Source organism: Butyricimonas sp. Marseille-P3923 (assembly GCF_900184685.1).
Lineage (GTDB): Bacteria > Bacteroidota > Bacteroidia > Bacteroidales > Marinifilaceae > Butyricimonas > Butyricimonas muris.
Map to the genome: position 1 here is coordinate 671588 of NZ_FXXL01000007.1, position 17674 is coordinate 689261.

Genomic DNA, 17674 nt, shown 5'->3' on the forward strand with positions numbered 1-17674 from the left:
AAAGTAACGGGAGTTCTTCGGACAGTGTTTATCGGCAGCTCAAGCTGCCGTGGACAAAGCGCCCCGCAGGGGTCTATAAACCTTATAAACTTTATGAACTGTTTTATCTGTACATTTTCACGTCTTCCCGGGTGATGGTATTTCCGCCGAGAATGACCAACCGTTCCACGACGTTGCGTAGTTCACGAATATTACCCGTCCATTCGCACTCCTTGAGGGCGTCGATAGCGTCCGCGTCGATGCTTTTCGGGGCGATGCCCATTTCGGTGCAGATGTCTGTCAGGAAATGGGGAACCAGTATTTCGATATCTTCCAACCGTTGATTTAATGGCGGGACGTCGATGATGATGACGCTTAGGCGGTGGTAGAGGTCTTCCCGGAAATTACCCCGCTTGATTTCTTCTTTCAGGTTTTTGTTCGTGGCTGCGATTACGCGTACGTCAACGTTGATGTCCGCATCACCGCCCACGCGGGTTATTTTCTGCTCCTGCAAGGCGCGTAACACTTTTGCTTGTGCGCTGAGGCTCATGTCGCCGATCTCGTCCAGAAAGAGGGTGCCGCCGGTGGCTAACTCGAACTTTCCTTTCTTTTGCTTGATGGCGGAGGTGAAAGAACCTTTCTCGTGCCCGAACAATTCGCTCTCGATCAGTTCGGAGGGAATAGCGGCACAGTTTACTTCCACGAAAGTGCTTTCTTTCCGGTGACTGAGCTCGTGCAACTGGTGGGCTACCAGTTCTTTGCCGCAGCCGTTAGGTCCCGTGACGAGCACACGGGCATCGGAGGCTGCCACTTTCTCGATTATGGAGCGCACGCGGTTGAGTGCGTCGGATTGACCGATCATCTCGTATCGCTTGCTGACTTTGTTTTTCAGCGTTTTGGTTTCGTGTATCAGCAAGTGTTTGTCTGTCGCATTCTTTATGGTGATCAACAACCGGTTCAAGTCCAGTGGTTTCTCGATAAAGTCGTAGGCTCCTTTCTTGATGGCCTCGATTGCCGTGTCTATCGTTCCGTGTCCCGATATCATGATAACCGGGGTGTCGGCGGAAAACTCTTTGATACGTTCCAGTACTTCGATGCCCTCCATTTTGGGCATTTTTATATCGCAAAATACAATATCCGGTTTCTCCGATTTCACTGCCACGAGTCCTTCCATGCCGTTCTCGGCAAGCACGATTTCGTGTCCCTCGTACTGGAGAATATCTTTCATGGAATTGCGGATACTCCTCTCGTCGTCAATCACAAGTATTTTTGTCATAGTACATCTTTTTTGTCTCACGGCAAATTTAGTATTTATTTTTGGATATGGGAAGGGGTGAGACAAAAGTTGCAGGTTACATTCGCCTTCGGCGAGTTGCAGGTTACAACCAAAATAAAGTTTTACCCGCGGCGAAACTTTATTTTGATTATTCCCGGGAAATAAGTATTTTTGAGTGATTTTATAACTTGCCGAAGGTAAATGCAACTTGCAACTCGCCGCACGGCGGCGAATGTAACTTGCAACTTTTGCCGAAGGCAAAACTTAATAAACTATGAAGCGGTCTTTGGTTTTTCTTCTTGTATTGTTTCTTGTATTGGATGTTCAGGCGCAGCGCAAAAAGGTGGGGTTGGTGTTAAGTGGCGGCGGGGCGAAAGGAGTGGCGCATATCGGTGTGTTGAAGGTGCTGGAAGAGGCGGGTATCCCGATAGATTATATCGCGGGCACGAGTATGGGGGCTCTCGTGGGGGCTTTGTACTCGATCGGTTATGACGCGCGCACGATGGATAGTCTGGTGAGGGCGCAGGACTGGATGTTTTTGTTGAGTGATAAAGTGTATCGTTATAACCTGCCTTTCTCGGAGAAAGAGGAAACGGAGAAATATCTTGTTTCCGTGCCGATTAAGAACAATCGCGAGCTGAAGATCCCGTCGGGGTTTATCAGCGGACAGAATATATTCAACCTGTTTTCCGATTTGACGATAGGGTATCACGATTCGCTTGATTTCCACCGGTTGCCGATCCCGTTCGCTTGCGTGGCAAGTAATCTGGTGGACGGCAAGGAGGTGGTGCAGGATCGCGGGACTTTGCCGCTTGCCATGCGCGCGAGTATGGCTATCCCGGGGGTGTTCGCCCCGGTGAGAAGGGACGGGATGGTGCTGGTAGACGGGGGAATATCGAATAATTTCCCGGTGGATATAGCGAAAGAAATGGGTGCTGATATTATCATCGGGGTGGACGTGCAGGCGGAATTGAAAGACGCTTCCGGTCTGGAGTCGGTGACGGGAATTATCGACCAGATGACCTCGTTTCTGGGAATCCAGAAGTACGAGGAAAACAAGAAGATGGTAAACGTGTATATCAAACCGGACGTGTACCCGTACTCTGCCGCCAGTTTCTCGACCCGGGCAGTCGATACCTTGATTATGCGGGGGGAAGAAGTTGCCCGTGCCCAATGGGACGAGTTGATGAAGCTGAAACGCGAACTGGGAATACCGGAGAGTAAGAATGCCGCGGATACGGAGGATAAAGTGGTGCTTCTGAACGATACGCTCACGATAGATGAAGTACACTTGACGGGGATTGATGCGCGGGACGAGAAATGGTTGAGAAAGAAGATACGGATCAAGAATTATAGCCGCATCACGTTAAATGACCTGCATCACGCGATAGCCGAGTTGTACGGTATCGGGGCTTTCTCCAGCGTGAGCTACAAGTTGAGCGGGGGACCGGTGTATGACTTGGAACTGATTCTGAAACAGAAGCCCATGAGTTCGTTGAATCTCGGGTTCCGTTTCGACTCGGAGGAGATGGCGGCGATATTGTTGAACACGACGATATCGCACAAGGAGTTGCGGGGGTCCCGCCTTTCGCTGACCGGGCGATTGAGTATGAATCCTTACGTGAAGTTGAATTATTCCCTCGGGAATACTTTCCTGCGGAGGTTCGAGCTGGGGTACACGTTCAAGTATAATAATCTGGATATTTACCACAAGGGGAAAAAGCAGGATAATATAGAGTACGCTTACCACAAGGTGGAGTTGGGCGGTTCGGATATTTATTTCCGGAATTTCAAGATGCAGATCGGGGCGCGTTACGAGTATTTCAATTACGAGTCGTTCCTGTTCTCGGATCGGGATCATAATATTAGGGTAAAACCGGAAGGGTTTTTCAGCTACTACGGGTTGGCGCATCTGGAAACATTCGACAAGCGTTATTACCCCACGAGAGGGATCTCGTTGAAAGTCGATTATTCGCTTTACACGGATAATTTCCTGACGTACAATGACGGTGCGCCGTTCTCGGCGATAGGTTTGGATTTCGAGAGCGTGTTGTCCATTACCCGGCGCGTGAAGTTTATTCCCTCGATATACGGTCGGGTATTGATCGGGAATAATATCCCTTATCCTTACTTGAATTGCATGGGAGGTGACGTTGCCGGACGGTATGTCGACCAGCAGTTGCCGTTCCTCGGTATCCAGCATCTGGAGATATTCGACAATTCGCTGGTGGTGGCTAAAATCATGTTGCGCTATAATCTCGGGCGGAATCATTATATATCTTTGTCCGGGAATTACGCCAAGCAGGATGCCAATTTCTTTGACGTGTTCGGGGGCGATGATATTATTGGCGGGGGTGTGGGATACTCGTACGATAGTTTCGTGGGACCGATTGACGTCACTTTCTCGCTGTCGGATTGGTCGAAGAAACTAGGGTTCTACTTTAATTTGGGATATTACTTTTAAGGTTTTATGAAGAGATTGGGGATTATTATTTGCGTGTTAATAGCATGCGCGGGATGTCAACGGAACATGTACCGGTTTACCGAGGGAACGGTGTACGGTACTACCTATCATATATCTTACAAGAGTGACAAGGATTACGCGGCGGAGATACGCCGGGAGATGGAGCGCGTGAACGAATCGCTTTCCATGTTTAACAAGAAATCGACGATAGCCCGCCTGAACCGGGGGGTGACAGACCGGACGGATTCGCTGTTCGTGAGATTGTTCACGAAGGCGGCAGAGATACACGCGAAGACAGGGGGTGCGTTCGATATCACCGTGGCACCGCTGGTGAACGCGTGGGGATTCGGTTACAAGAACGAGCGGTTGCCGTCGGCGGAGAAAGTGGACTCGTTGCTGCAATACGTGGGGATGGAGAAGTTGAAAATAGAGGACGGCCGGCTTGTCAAGGCGGTCGAGGGCATCCAGATGGATGCCAGTTCGATAGCCAAAGGGTTGGGCGTGGATCTGGTAGCGGAATTTCTCGAGGGGCAGGGTGTACGGGATTACATGGTGGAGATTGGCGGGGAAGTTCGGGTGAAGGGACAAAGTAATAAATCCCGCCCGTGGCATATCGGTATCGACAAACCGATAGATGACGAGGCGGCTTCTCGCAGGGAGTTGCAATTCGTGCTGGAAATGGGAGAGGGTGCGTTGGCGACATCGGGTAATTATCGCAGGTTTTACGTCGTGGACGGGAAAAAATATTCCCACACGATAAACCCCAAGACGGGTTTTCCTGTCCAACAGGATATACTGGGGGCTTCCGTGTACGCTCCCACGTGTATGGAAGCGGATGCTTACGCCACGGCTTTTATGGTGCTGGGTATGGAGAAAGCGAAGGAAATAGTGGAGGCCAATCCTAGCGTGGAGGCTTGTTTTATATATCAAAATGAACAGGGAGAGCGTGAAGCGTGGGTGTCTGAAAAGTTGAAAACATTGATATTGAAAGATTAGTTCTGTCAGGTGAAAGTAATGATTCGTTTATTGATATTGGTTCTAGCATGGGTTTTACTCGTGGAAAGTCGCGCCGGAGCGAGACCTTTATCAGGAAACGCATGCTTGTCGCTATCGCGGGACACGGTGAAACAAAACAGTAAAATCTTCCTGCCCGACAGTCTGATTCAAGACACACTCCGGTACGAGTATTCCAAGATTAAAAAGGTGGCTTACCGTCGTAAATGGACGAAGGAGCTTTACAAGATGATATTCGTTAATCCCCGGAAATATAATATCGATATTGTTGAAACGGAGAATAGTGAAGACCGTTATAAGCCGTACCGGGGAAAAATGATCCGGGAGATTCGTGTCAAGGTGTTGCCTCCTTTCGGGACGAGTGTCAATGACACGATTAATTACGGGCAGGATAGCTTGCAGTGGATTCTTGCCCTCGCCAATTCCATTCATCAGAAGTCCGCCGAGCGGGTGATTAAAAAGCAAATGACGGTGAAACCGGGGATGTATATCGATCCCTTCGAGTTGGTTCAGAACGAGCAATTGCTGAAGGAAATGTCCAATGTCGACGATGCCTTGATAGGGATCGAGCGAGTGGTGGGCGATACGACGATGGTCGATCTGGTGGTGGTGTGCAAGGACGAGTTCTCGTGGACGGGAGAAGTGTGGAGTAATTTCTTGAATTCCGTGGACATGGGTATCGAAACCAAGAACTTGTTCAAGTTGGGGCATATGGTACATTACGAGGCCAGTTACCGTGGGCGTAAAGACCAGAAGTGGGGAAATCTGATCGAGTACAAGGCGGCGAATGTCGTGGGAACGCACATGGATTTCTACGGGATGTACGAGAATACCTTTAATCAAGAAGTCTTGCGCGTGCAAATGGATAAACGATTCCTGACATACAAGACGAAATGGGCGGGGGGAGCCGCTTTTAGCCGGGTGTATTCGTCCAAAACGTTGGTGGACAGGGATATTGCGAAGCCGATAGAGTCGTTTAATTATCAGTTATGGGATTTTTGGGGAGGGACATCTTTTTACTTGAACGAGAAATTCAGCTATAACCGGATATTTTACCTGACGGGACGTTACACGGGTACCAACTTCGTGGATCGTCCGCTGGTGACGAGTGATTCGAATCATTTTTATTACGACCGCAACCGGATCATGGGGGCTTTGACATTCACGAAAATAAAGTATTTTAAAGCGAATTTGATCTATGATTTCGGGCGCACGGAGGATATCCCTTCCGGTTTGTCCGGCACGTTGCTTTTCGGTTACGAGAAAAGTGATTTCACGGAGTACGGTTATCTCGGCACGGAATGGCATTACTCGTGGTTTGACAAATACAAGGATAACTTTTACTCGTGGTACGCGGCATTGGGTTCTTTCTGGAACGGCTACACGGCGGAAAGCGGCGTGTTTAAGGCCGGTGCGCAGTTTATCAGCCCGCTGTACGAGTTGTCCCGGTATCGGTTACGTTTTTACAGTAACATGGATTACGTGCTGGGATTCAAGCGGAATCCCGACGATTATATCTATTTCGAAGATGCGAATATACGGGGTTTCGATACCGATACGATACGGGGTAAACAACGTCTTTCCGGTTCCGTGTCGACAACACTTTTCCTGCCGTATATCAAGCGGGGATTCCGGGCATCCGTGACTACTTTCGTGGATTGGGGGGTACTTGCCAGAGAGGATAAATCGATATTTAAAAGTCAGTCGTACTGGGGGATAGGGTTCAGTCTGAATTTGCGTAATGATAATTTGATTCTAAAGAATTTAAGCATACGTTTTGCTTTTTACCCGAAGGTTCCGCCTGACGCCCACTTGATCGAGGTGGATGCCTCGAGCCGACGGAAAACAGGGTTTTATGATTACCGAGTCTATAAACCGGACGCGATTAAATACGAGTAGATCAACGGTATTTCGATACACTTTTTAACTAGATTCGTTTTAAATAGGCTTCCGAAATTCCCCGAGAAGTTGTATCTTTGCGATAAATTAATTTGGAGAGGATGAAGAAGGTTTTTTTGTTTTCTATTTTTTTACTTTGCGGCTTATTTTTTTCTCAAATACTCCCGTCCGCCATGGGAGAAATGTACGGGAGTTTTTATAGTGTATGTAAATGGCTGATGTTTATCTGCCTCGCGTTTATCATGATAAACGTCGGACGGGAGTTCGAGTTGGATAAGACGAAATGGAGATCTTATACCACCGATTATTTTATCGCCATGGCGACTGCCGCCGTACCTTGGTTACTGATCGCTTTCTATTATATTTTCTTTTTGGACACGGGGCTTTCGTGGCAGAATAACTTGCTGATCAGCCGGTTTGCCGCCCCGACGTCAGCAGGGATATTGTTCACGATGCTGGCTGCCGCCGGACTGAAACGGGAGTGGATTTACAAGAAGACACAGGTACTTGCCATATTTGACGATTTGGATACGATTCTTTTGATGATTCCTTTGCAGATATTAATGATTGGTTTCAAGTGGCAGTTGTTCGTGATTATACTGGTCGTTTGCGTGCTTCTGATCTTCGGATGGAAGCGTTTGAGTTCGCTGAATCTGCCACAGTCGTGGAGGGCTATTTTGCTTTATTCCGTGTGTATCGTGGCAGCGTTCGAGAGCGTGTACCTGATCACGAAATCGCTCATGGGACAGGACGGGGCAATTCATATCGAGGTGTTGTTGCCCGCTTTCGTGCTGGGGATGGTGATGAAGACGGTTCACAAGCATTCGCGCGAGGAAGAGAGGGCGTCCAGCTTTATTTCCTACTTGTTTATGTTCCTCGTGGGATTGAGTACGCCGATTTTTATCGGTCTGGAAACCGGAGGCGACAGTATGCCCGGGTGGGGGGTGCTTATCTTTCACGTGATTGTAGTGACGGTGCTTTCTAATCTGGGAAAGATGTTCCCGCTGTTTTTCTATCGTGACCGGAAGATACAGGAACGGTTGGCTCTGTCAATCGGTATGTTTACCCGCGGTGAAGTGGGAGCGGGGATTATCGTGATTGCCATGGGTTACCAGTTGGGCGGTCCGGCATTGATTATCTCTATCCTTAGTCTGGTGCTGAATCTCGTGTTGACCGGATTCTTCGTGGTTGCCGTGAAACGTATCTCGCAGAGCGTGTATGGGGTTAAAGAATAGTTTTTGGATTTATGATTTTAGATTTCTTGATTGAAGATTTAGGAATTTAATGATTTGAACGGAAATCAATTAATAACTTATTTGTTATCAATTAGGTTAGAGTGTCAATCGTAAATCAAGAAATCATAAATCAATCAGTTGTTCTTTATTTTCTTGATTAAGGCGTACATTCTCCACCACAAGTAGGCGATAAGTAACACGGATATCGTGTAGATGATTCGGTTGTCGATGTCTATAAACCGTTTGAACATCAACGGTACCGCTCTTACTGTGTTCCACGGGTTTATTCCTTGCCACGAGAAGCGTACTTCGGTTGGGGACGCGATGATGGAAATGATACTGAATGCCGCAACAAGAGCGACGAGCGATATGATTAGAGAGGTTTTGTCTATATTTTTCATTTGCATTTATTTTTTATCTTTTTTCTTGAACAGGTCGCCGATTTTCTTGAAGAAACCTTTCTTTTTCGGTTGCTCCGTTTCGGGGGCGACTTCTTCGTGGTGTTTCACTTTTTCAAGCTTCCGGTTAGTCAATCTATCCAGTATATTTATATTTTCTTTAAAGGTGGGGACTTCCAGTTCTTTTTGAGTACTCATAGGCGGTACGGGGAACGAGAGATTCTCCCAATAGCTGTACGTGCTGCTCTTCAAACAATCCTGCATGAACAAACCGAAGATGGGGAGTGCCATGTTCGCACCTTGTCCCAAAGAGGTAGATTTAAAATGGATGCGGGAGTTGTTAGCCCCGACGCGTATCCCCACGACGATGCGGGGGGTGTAACCGATAAACCAGCCGTCGGCTTGATTCTGGGTGGTTCCGGTCTTTCCGGCGATAGCCATATTCAACCCGTAATTATTGATAAGGCGCTTGCCGGTTCCTTCTTGAATGACAGCCGTGAGCATGGATGACATCAAGTGAGCTTCTTCGGAGGGTAAAACCCGTTCTTTGCGGGGAGGTTCCGCCTCGTATATAATCCGTCCTTCCCGGTCTTTGATCGAAACCAAATAGTAAGGTTCCGTGAGAACTCCGTTGTTTGCATAACATAAATAGGGGAGAACCATTTCTTTTAACGGAATGTTCGCCGCACCCAAGGCTATGGAAGGAACAGCGGGCAGGTCGCTTTGTATTCCCAGACGGCGGGCATGTGCTATCGTGGTATCTATTCCCGTCTGGAGAAGTACTTCCACGGCTATCGTGTTGATAGATTGACTTAATGCCCCTTTCAGCGTGTAGAATCCCCCGTATCGGTTGTTCGAGTTCCGGGGAGTCCAGTTGTCATATTCTGGGTAGCTTTTTTGTTCATCCTTGTAATAGGCATCCACTCGGGCTCCATGCTCAACGGCGGCACTGTAAACGACAGGTTTAAAGACTGAACCCACTTGACGTGGCGCCAGTACTTGATCGTACTGGAAATACTTGAAGTCCAATCCGCCAATCCATACTTTTACTTTTCCGGTATGCGGCTCTATGGCGATCATGCCGGGGTGAAGTATTTTCAAGTAGTGCTTAATGGAGTCGATCGGGGACATCTGCATTTCCACCTCTCCTTGATAGGCGCTGTAAATAGTCATGCATTTCTTCTCATTTAGAGCGGCAAGAATGGCTTTTTCGCCCAATCCCTGTTGTTTCAGTGATTTGTAAGCCGTGCTTTCCCGGATGGCTTTATCGAGGATATCGGGTTCTTTATACCACGGGTCTTGTTTGTCCCAATGCGTGTAGAAAGAGTTTTGCAAAGATTTCATGTGGGTGTGCATGGCGTCTTCCGCGTAACGCTGCATCTCGGCATCGAGTGTCGAGGTGAGAATCAGACCGTCCTTGTATAAATCGTAATTCGTGCTGTTTGCCTCGTTGTATTTGGCAATCAGCTTCATGGCATCCTGCCTGATTTGTTCACGCAGGTAGGGGGCTAATCCCGAATAATGATTCAAGGGTTTGTAACGGAGTTCCAGCTTCTCCTTTTTCAGTTGCTCGGCCTCGGCTTCCGTGAGGTAATCGTATTTCTCCATTTGGGCAATCACCGTGTTGCGCCGCTGTAACATACGGTCGGGATGTATGCGGGGATTGTAGTAGGAGGGGCCTTTTAATAAACCTATCAACGTGGCGGCTTCCGGAATTGTGAGTTGTGTTGCCGTCGTGGAGAAGTATTTTTGCGCGGCACTCTCGATGCCGAATGTTCCTTCCCCGAAGGATACGGTGTTCAAATATAAAGTGAGTATCTCGTCTTTCGAGTACAGTTTTTCCAACCGGTGGGCGGTGATGATTTCTTTGATTTTGATGACCGGAAGCATCAGACTGCTCCGGTATTCGCGGGGGAAAAGGTTCTTTGCCAACTGTTGGCTGATCGTGCTACCGCCACCGGAACTCCTGTCACCGAGTAACAGTGTCTTGAAGAGAACGCGGAGCATGCTGATTTTGTCAAATCCCTTGTGTTCATAAAAGCGGACATCTTCGGTTGCAATCAGGGCATTAACTGCATTGCGGGAAATTTCGCCGAACGGGACATTCGTGCGGTTCTCCACGTAATATTTCCCAAGCAGTTCGCCGTCCGAACTGTACAGGGAGGAAGCCTCGAAATTCCGTATCTCCCTTAAATCCTGATAATCCGGGATTTTACCCCACATGCCGTAATAAACACAACACACGAACAGACCGACCAGAAAAACACATAGTAAAGCGGTTAAAAGCAAGGTTTTGACGACTCGCTTTAAGAAGCTCTTTTTCTGTTTCTTGGGTTTCCTTTTCTGTACTTTTTTTCTTTTCTCCATCACGTGTTTATTTGCGGTGTAAAAGTAGAAATATATTTTTATTTTACGGATGAAAAATTATTTCGATATTTCCTTTTTTCATAGGGATTTAAATATACCTTTGTGGCACAGTTTACAAAAACGAAATAAATAACAAATTAACTACGTAAAAAGAAACAAAAGTATATTGTCATGCTGAATATCGCATTGTTTGGCCCTCCGGGAGCCGGAAAAGGAACTCAGGCAAAGAAGATTGTCGAGAAGTACAATTTGGCTCATCTGTCCACGGGGGACATGATTCGTAAAGAAATTGCCGAAGGTTCGGATTTCGGTAAAATGGCCGCCGGAATAATTAATAAAGGCGAGTTATTATCCGACGAGTTCGTGGTAGCGTTAATCGTGAATAGTATAGAACATCATAAGGATGTAAACGGATTTTTGTTCGACGGTTTCCCAAGAACTGTCAGACAAGCCGAGATTCTTGACGAAATGCTTGCAAAAACGGGACATCCGTTGAGTGCTTTAATTAGTATTGATGTTCCTCACGATGAGTTAATGCGCCGTATGTTAGAGCGTGCGAAGATAGAGGGACGTTCCGATGATAATGAAGAGGTTATCGAGAATCGTTTTCGGGAATACAAGGCGAAGACTTTGCCGGTTGCCGACCACTACAAGAACCAGAAAAAGCATCATACAGTAAATGGCTTTGCCACGGTAGAAGAGGTTTTCCAATCCATTGCGGGTATTTTGGAAGGGGTAAAGTAAAGCAAGTAAAGTATAATAAAAAAGCGATTGAAACTCTATGTTTCAATCGCTTTTTTATTGTATCCCGGGTTCTTGCGGCTTATAATGCCACTGTAAGATAAGGAATAATAGTCCGGGAATAAAAATAATGACAGCCGTGGCTTGCAATGCCACGGAAAGGGAATATAGATCATGTAGCCATCCCACGAGCGGAGCCATGGCTGCAAACATTAAACGGATAACGAAATTCCGGATAGAAAGAACCGTTGCCCGCATTTCGGAGAACGTGATCTGGTTGATATATCCTTTTAGAATGGGGGTGGCAAATCCTCTCACGATATAGAAAAAGAAGAGGAATACCAATCCCGTGTAAGATATGTTGAACGATACCGCCACGTATCCCCCTATGATAAAGAACAGGATAAATGCGTACATCCTGTTGCTTCCCAGTTTTTGGTCCAGTCGGTCGGAGTAGAGTGCCGATATACCCACGGTCAGGTTCAATATCGTCCAGATGATGCCGAACCAAGAGGTCGGAGTATCCAGTTCTATCAGCAGGGGTTGGACAAACCACGCCATGGTCAGCGTGGCAGCCCCGATGACACCGGAAAACATGATATTATAACATAGTTCTTTGTTGGTGAAGAGGGAATATTTGATGATTTTCACGATATTGGCAAACGAGTTTTCTATTCTTGTCTTTGCCGCGTGTTCCGTGAGCATAAAGGCTGCCGGAATACCGATAAAGGCAATCCCGCTTTGCACGTAGAAAGGAAGACGTAGGGAATAGGTCGCCAACAACCCGCTGAAAATACCGGCAAAGGCTTCCGAGAAATTACCGATCATGGTTACACGTCCCTCGTATTTCAAGTAACTTTCTTCTTTACGGTAATGAATCATCGTGTCGTAAAGCAGTGCCGAATCGGCGCCCGATACCAGACTCTGACCGAAACCGAGCAGGATTTCCGATATGAAGAACGCGACAAACGTGTCCGCAAGGGAGTAGTTGGTAAACCCGAAGAAGCAAAGGATACATCCGGCAATCAAGCAATTCCTTCTTCCCCAGACATCGGCAAGGTATCCCGTGGGGATCTCCAAGGATACCATGGCAATGGAATAGACGCTTTTCAAAATGAAAATATCAGCCAAATCAAGCCCGCATTCCTTGTAAAACAAGACAATGATAGGCATCACCAAGGTAAACCATTTGGAAACCTTGATCAGGTAAAGGGCGATGATATTTTTTCTAAACGACACGCTATTCATTTTTTATTTCAAGAGGCAAAAGTAACGAATTGAAACTTGAAAATGGAGAATTAAAATGAAATTTAATGATATTGACCGGAAACGTTAGCATCAAGCGACTGGTAAATTTAGAAATTAATATCAAAAAGCTGGTTTTTGTTTCTGTTTTATTCAAAAAGCGTTATTTTTGCTTCCAAATTAAAAACATAAATCACTAATTAGTAAAAATAAGTTTGTCATGGCAATACAAAAAATCGATGACATTTACGAGGCATTAAAAGCTAACTCAAAAAAGAAACGTCTGGTTGTGGCGTACGCGAATGACAGCCATTCTATCGAGGCTGTAAATAAGGCGGTTGAATTAGGTATCGTGGAAGCTACATTGTGCGGCGACGAGAATGAAATCAAGAAGGTATGCGCGGAACACGGTTTCGATATTTCTCGTTTCAAGATTGTGCATGAGCCTGTTGATACGAAAGCTGCTGCTAAAGCAGTACAAATGGTACGTGAGAAAGAGGCTGATTTTATCATGAAAGGATTGGTCAGCACGGACAAATATATGCGTGCGATTTTGAATAAAGATTGTGGTTTATTACCCCCGAAAGCAACGTTGTCACACGTGGTAGTAATGGAATGTCCGAATTATCACAAATTGTTGGTATTCGGTGATGCTGCAATTATTCCCGCTCCCGATTTTTCACAGAAGATGGCTATCGTGAAATACGTTTCTCAAATTGCTAATGCTCTTGGTGTGCAACGTCCGAAAGTAGCTATGATCTCCGCTACGGAACAAGTATTACCTAAAGTGGAATCTACTACTGATGCTGCAATTCTGGCTAAAATGGGAGAAAGAGGTCAATTGGGCAATATTGATATCGACGGTCCGTTGGCATTGGATGTGGCTATTGACAAAGAGGCTGCCGAGATCAAGAAGATTAATTCTCCGGTTGCCGGTGATGCCGACTGTCTGGTATTCCCGAATATCGAGGCCGGTAATGTATTCTACAAGACCAATACCAAGCTGGCAAACGCTCGTCAAGGCGCTATTCTTGTTGGAGCTACCGCTCCGAGTGTATTGTCTTCCAGAGGTGACAGCGTGGATGCCAAGTTAAATTCAATAGCGTTGGCTGCTCTTTTCGCTAAATAATTTAAAACTAAAGAGTTCATAAGGTTTGTAAAGTTCATAAAGTTTATAAAGTATATTGACCCCGCAGGCACTTTGCTCACGGCAGCAATACTGCCGATAAACATTGTCCAAAGGACTCCCGTAACTTTATAAACCTTATGAACTTTATAAACTTATATCATGGAAGAACAAAAACACGTGATTTTTATCAAGAATATGGTTTGTAACCGTTGTATTTTGGTTATAAAACAGATTCTTAAAGATTTGCAGTTTACCCCGCTACAAGTGGATTTGGGCACGGCTGTCGTGAAAGAGGAATTGACATCGGATGATCGGGAAGTGATTAGGAAGGCGCTTGAAGAGTATGGATTTGAATTGATAGACGATAAACGGCAACGTATCATCGAGCAGATACGGACTTCTATTATTCAGTTGGTGCATTATGAAGGTAATCTCTCCAAGTTGAAGTTGTCGGAGTATTTGAAAGAGAAATGCCATTATGACTACAGTTTTCTAAGTAAGCTGTTCACCGAAATGAACGGAATCAGCATAGAGAAATATTATATCGCTCAAAAGGTGGAACGGATCAAAGAATTACTGTTTTATGATGAACTCTCGATCAGTGAGATTGCCGATAAACTTCAATATTCGAGCGTGGCACACTTGAGCACTCAATTCCGCAACGTGACCGGAATGTCACCGAGCGAATTTAAACGTTTGAAGGAACATGGACGGGAACCTTTGGATAAAGTGTAAATTATATCCATAATTTTGTAACAATCCGGGGGATGATATGGTTTACCTTTGTATAAAGAAAAAAGGTAAAGCGTATGAAAACTAAAAAAATATTTCCGGTAGTAGGGATGAGTTGTGCATCTTGTGCGGCTCGGGTGGATAAAGTCTTGAACGCACAGCCCGGAGTGTATGAAGCGAATATAAACTATGCGACAGCTAGTGCGCAAGTGGTTTACAATCCCGATGAATGTTCCGTTTCATCTTTGAAAAACGCGGTACAAAACGCGGGATACGATTTGTTGGTATCTGAAAATCAATCTACCGACGAAGAGGTCGGGCAAGCACGCGAGAAAAAGTATCGGCAGTTGAAAATCCAAACGTGGAGTGCCGTGGTCTTGTCCGTTCCTATCATGTTAATCAGTATGTTCTTTATTGATTATCCTTACATGAAATATGTCTTGTGGATACTTTCTACGGTTGCCGTTTTAGGTTTGGGACGCAGGTTCTATATCAACGCGTGGAAGCAATTGCGTCATGGAACTTCAAATATGGATACTCTGGTTGCCATCAGCACGGGGATTGCCTATTTGTTTAGTGTCTTTAATCTGTTGTTTCCCGATTTCTGGCTGTCGAGAGGGGTAACACCTCACCTTTATTTCGAGGCGGCGAGTGTTATCATTGCTTTTATATTATTGGGGCGTTTACTGGAAGAGCGAGCGAAACAGAATACGTCGACGGCCATTAAGAAGTTGATGGGTTTACAACCGAAGACAATAACCATTGTCACGGAATCGGGAGAAAAAACAGTACCGATTGAGGAAGCACGCGTGGGTGATACCATTGCGGTAAAACCCGGTGAACGTATAGCCGTGGACGGGACTGTCCTTAGCGGAGAGTCATTCGTAGATGAAAGTATGCTTAGCGGTGAGCCTGTTCCTGTACGCAAGCGGTCGGGAGAGAAGGTGTATGCCGGAACGATTAACCAGAAAGGTGCTTTTCATTTCACCACGGACAAGACGGGTTCCGATACTATGTTGGCACAAATTATCCGTATGGTGCAGGATGCACAGGGGAGTAAAGCACCCGTGCAGAAAATGGTCGATAAGATAGCGGGTATTTTTGTTCCCGTCATTATCGGTATCGCTGTACTGTCATTCGCCGCATGGTGGATATTTGCCCCGGCGGGCGGTTTTACTCACGGCTTACTGGCTATGGTTACCATACTGATTATTGCTTGTCCGTGCGCCTTGGGATTAGCTACCCCGACGGCACTTATCGTGGGAATAGGCAAGGGGGCGGAGCATGGTATTTTGATAAAGGATGCCACGAGTTTGGAGGTCGCCCGGAAAGTAGACACGATCGTGCTGGATAAAACGGGAACGATCACGGAAGGGCATCCTGTCGTAGTGAACGCTCAATGGAAGGAGGGAGCGGAAGACTCTCGCGAGGTACTGTATAGTCTGGAACGATTGTCAGAACACCCGCTAGCGGAAGCGATAGTCAATGAACTGGGGGGTGAAGTATCTGTTCCGGTCACGGGATTTGAAAGTATTCCGGGCAGAGGAATAAAAGGGCAATGGAATGATGAAACTTATTATGTCGGGACTCCCGAATTACTCCGGGATAACGGTGTGTCTGTCGATAAAGAGTTGGAACAAAAAGCGGAAAGCTGGCTTAAAGATGCTCAAACAGTCATTTGGTTCGGCAATTCAACCGAGGCCCTTGCCGTGATGGGGATAACAGACAAGATAAAAGATACATCATTACAAGCTATTTCCCAATTACATAAGATGGGGTTGACGGTCTATATGTTGACAGGAGATAATGCCGCGACAGCCAAAGAAATAGCACGGAAGACCGGTATCAAGCATTATAAATCGGGTATATTGCCACAAGAGAAAGCTATTTTCGTTAAACAGTTGCAACAAGAAGGTCGGAAAGTCGCTATGGTCGGGGACGGTATCAATGATAGTGCGGCATTGGCACAAGCGGATTTAAGTATTGCCATGGGAAAAGGCAGTGATATTGCCATGGAAACAGCCATGGTCACGATCCTTTCCTCCGATTTGATGAAGATCCCGGAAACCATCCGTTTGTCGCGATTGACCGTGAAGACCATCCGCGAGAACTTGTTTTGGGCGTTTATCTATAACTTGATAGGTGTCCCCATCGCGGCAGGTATTCTCTATCCGATAAACGGTTTCCTGCTTAACCCGATGATCGGGGGGGCGGCAATGGCATTCAGCAGCGTGAGCGTCGTGAGTAACAGTCTGCGTTTGAAACGGAAAAAAATAGGTATAACCGCGAATCGAAATAATAACAATGAATATATAAATGAAGTAGGACACGTAAAAGAAAAAGGTATGGAAAAGAAATTTAAGGTGGAGGGGATGATGTGCAATCATTGTCGTACTCATGTAGAAAATGCCCTTAATAGCATTGACGGAGTGAAAGCCGTCGTAACTCTGGAGCCGCCGGTAGCTACCGTTGAATTTACGAAAGGTGAACTATCGTTGAATGAATTGCAACAAGTTGTTACAAGCAAGGCTGGGGAGTACAAAATGTCTGAAATCTGAAAGGGAGCGTTTCACAACGCTCCCCTTCTCTGAATTATTTAAAAACAACTAAGAACACAGGCTACTCTTCAGTAATCACAATTTTTATGATTTTGTCCCCTTGGCGGATAGCATCAATCACTTCCAAACCTTCGTATACTTGACCGAAGCAAGTATGTCTTCTATCCAGATGGGCGGTATTTCTACGGTTGTGGCAGATAAAGAATTGCGAACCTCCGGTATCCCGCCCCGCGTGAGCCATGGATAAAACTCCGCGGTCGTGATATTGGTTTTCCCCGGTTAATTCACACTTGATCGTGTATCCCGGACCACCGGTTCCGTCCCCTTTGGGGCAACCTCCCTGTATCACGAAATCCGGAATCACCCGATGAAAGGTCAAGCCGTCGTAAAAACCTTCTTTGGCTAGTTTTACAAAATTGGCAACCGTGTTAGGCGCATCTTTTTCATAAAAAAGGACTTTCATGACACCTTTTTCAGTTTCTATTTCTGCTCTATACATTATGAATTTGCTTTAGAATTTTCATAAGCAAATGTAGGTCATAAAATGAATGGAAGCAAGGCGTCTAATGTTATTTAACGCATTTTATATAGTCGCCCGCGGCGAGTTGCAAGTTACAGGTTGCATTTGCCTTCGGCA

13 protein-coding genes are annotated in these 17674 nt (G+C 46.2%); 8 read left to right on the forward strand and 5 right to left on the reverse strand.

The genetic code is table 11. The features are described from left to right. Positions 1–103: 103 nt before the first annotated feature. Positions 104–1255, reverse strand: a complete 1152-nt coding sequence (locus CS948_RS14385; protein WP_099292402.1) for a sigma-54 dependent transcriptional regulator — start codon at positions 1253–1255, stop codon at positions 104–106. Positions 1256–1529: 274 nt separating this feature from the next. On the opposite strand from CS948_RS14385, the gene CS948_RS14390 reads away from it, so the two are divergent. The 4 genes from CS948_RS14390 to CS948_RS14405 all read left to right on the forward strand — a co-directional run bounded on the left by CS948_RS14390 (position 1530) and on the right by CS948_RS14405 (position 7867). Continuing rightward, on the forward strand, positions 1530–3719 hold the full coding sequence (locus CS948_RS14390) for a patatin-like phospholipase family protein (protein WP_099292403.1): 2190 nt from the start codon (positions 1530–1532) through the stop codon (positions 3717–3719). Between the two features lie 6 nt (positions 3720–3725). Beyond that, positions 3726–4715: an FAD:protein FMN transferase gene (locus tag CS948_RS14395; protein WP_255302023.1), complete on the forward strand. Its 990-nt coding sequence runs from the start codon at positions 3726–3728 to the stop codon at positions 4713–4715. An 18-nt stretch (positions 4716–4733) separates the two neighbouring features. Next, positions 4734–6632: a hypothetical protein gene (locus CS948_RS14400; RefSeq protein ID WP_099292404.1), complete on the forward strand. Its 1899-nt coding sequence runs from the start codon at positions 4734–4736 to the stop codon at positions 6630–6632. A gap of 101 nt (positions 6633–6733) precedes the next feature. After that, positions 6734–7867, forward strand: a complete 1134-nt coding sequence (locus CS948_RS14405) for a cation:proton antiporter (RefSeq protein WP_099292405.1) — start codon at positions 6734–6736, stop codon at positions 7865–7867. A gap of 134 nt (positions 7868–8001) precedes the next feature. Here the strand turns inward: CS948_RS14405 and CS948_RS14410 are convergent, their stop codons facing one another. Both CS948_RS14410 and CS948_RS14415 read right to left on the reverse strand, forming a co-directional pair. Further along, complete coding sequence (locus CS948_RS14410; protein ID WP_141560959.1) at positions 8002–8268, reverse strand: hypothetical protein; 267 nt, start codon at positions 8266–8268, stop codon at positions 8002–8004. A 6-nt stretch (positions 8269–8274) separates the two neighbouring features. After that, positions 8275–10632: a penicillin-binding protein 1A gene (locus tag CS948_RS14415; protein WP_099292407.1), complete on the reverse strand. Its 2358-nt coding sequence runs from the start codon at positions 10630–10632 to the stop codon at positions 8275–8277. A 171-nt stretch (positions 10633–10803) separates the two neighbouring features. Between CS948_RS14415 and CS948_RS14420 the strand changes: the two genes are divergently transcribed. Beyond that, positions 10804–11376: an adenylate kinase gene (locus tag CS948_RS14420; protein WP_099292408.1), complete on the forward strand. Its 573-nt coding sequence runs from the start codon at positions 10804–10806 to the stop codon at positions 11374–11376. 54 nt (positions 11377–11430) lie between these two features. Here the strand turns inward: CS948_RS14420 and CS948_RS14425 are convergent, their stop codons facing one another. Beyond that, positions 11431–12546 (reverse strand): MFS transporter, encoded by a 1116-nt coding sequence (locus CS948_RS14425; RefSeq protein ID WP_227214975.1) that lies wholly within the window; start codon positions 12544–12546, stop codon positions 11431–11433. 292 nt (positions 12547–12838) lie between these two features. Here CS948_RS14425 and CS948_RS14430 point away from each other — a divergent pair, with 292 nt between their 5' ends. The 3 genes from CS948_RS14430 to CS948_RS14440 all read left to right on the forward strand — a co-directional run bounded on the left by CS948_RS14430 (position 12839) and on the right by CS948_RS14440 (position 17037). Continuing rightward, positions 12839–13747 (forward strand): bifunctional enoyl-CoA hydratase/phosphate acetyltransferase, encoded by a 909-nt coding sequence (locus tag CS948_RS14430; protein ID WP_099292410.1) that lies wholly within the window; start codon positions 12839–12841, stop codon positions 13745–13747. Positions 13748–13906: 159 nt separating this feature from the next. Next, positions 13907–14482 carry an AraC family transcriptional regulator gene (locus CS948_RS14435; protein ID WP_176555067.1) on the forward strand — a complete coding sequence of 192 codons (576 nt, stop codon included), beginning with the start codon at positions 13907–13909 and terminating at the stop codon, positions 14480–14482. A 74-nt stretch (positions 14483–14556) separates the two neighbouring features. After that, complete coding sequence (locus CS948_RS14440; protein ID WP_099292411.1) at positions 14557–17037, forward strand: copper-translocating P-type ATPase; 2481 nt, start codon at positions 14557–14559, stop codon at positions 17035–17037. A 61-nt stretch (positions 17038–17098) separates the two neighbouring features. Here CS948_RS14440 and CS948_RS14445 read toward each other — a convergent pair whose 3' ends face one another. Continuing rightward, positions 17099–17539, reverse strand: a complete 441-nt coding sequence (locus tag CS948_RS14445) for a peptidylprolyl isomerase (RefSeq protein WP_218014312.1) — start codon at positions 17537–17539, stop codon at positions 17099–17101. Between the last annotated feature and the right edge of the window lie 135 nt (positions 17540–17674).

Bases quoted from the DNA above. Each gene is read 5' to 3' on its own strand.
- CS948_RS14400 (WP_099292404.1), top strand. From the start codon at position 4,734: ATGATTCGTTTATTGATATTGGTTCTAGCATGGGTTTTACTCGTGGAA.
- CS948_RS14395 (WP_255302023.1), top strand. From the start codon at position 3,726: ATGAAGAGATTGGGGATTATTATTTGCGTGTTAATAGCATGCGCGGGA.
- CS948_RS14385 (WP_099292402.1), bottom strand. From the start codon at position 1,255: ATGACAAAAATACTTGTGATTGACGACGAGAGGAGTATCCGCAATTCC.
- CS948_RS14430 (WP_099292410.1), top strand. From the start codon at position 12,839: ATGGCAATACAAAAAATCGATGACATTTACGAGGCATTAAAAGCTAAC.
- CS948_RS14440 (WP_099292411.1), top strand. From the start codon at position 14,557: ATGAAAACTAAAAAAATATTTCCGGTAGTAGGGATGAGTTGTGCATCT.
- CS948_RS14420 (WP_099292408.1), top strand. From the start codon at position 10,804: ATGCTGAATATCGCATTGTTTGGCCCTCCGGGAGCCGGAAAAGGAACT.
- CS948_RS14425 (WP_227214975.1), bottom strand. From the start codon at position 12,546: ATGCCTATCATTGTCTTGTTTTACAAGGAATGCGGGCTTGATTTGGCT.
- CS948_RS14415 (WP_099292407.1), bottom strand. From the start codon at position 10,632: ATGGAGAAAAGAAAAAAAGTACAGAAAAGGAAACCCAAGAAACAGAAA.
- CS948_RS14390 (WP_099292403.1), top strand. From the start codon at position 1,530: ATGAAGCGGTCTTTGGTTTTTCTTCTTGTATTGTTTCTTGTATTGGAT.
- CS948_RS14435 (WP_176555067.1), top strand. From the start codon at position 13,907: ATGGAAGAACAAAAACACGTGATTTTTATCAAGAATATGGTTTGTAAC.
- CS948_RS14405 (WP_099292405.1), top strand. From the start codon at position 6,734: ATGAAGAAGGTTTTTTTGTTTTCTATTTTTTTACTTTGCGGCTTATTT.
- CS948_RS14410 (WP_141560959.1), bottom strand. From the start codon at position 8,268: ATGAAAAATATAGACAAAACCTCTCTAATCATATCGCTCGTCGCTCTT.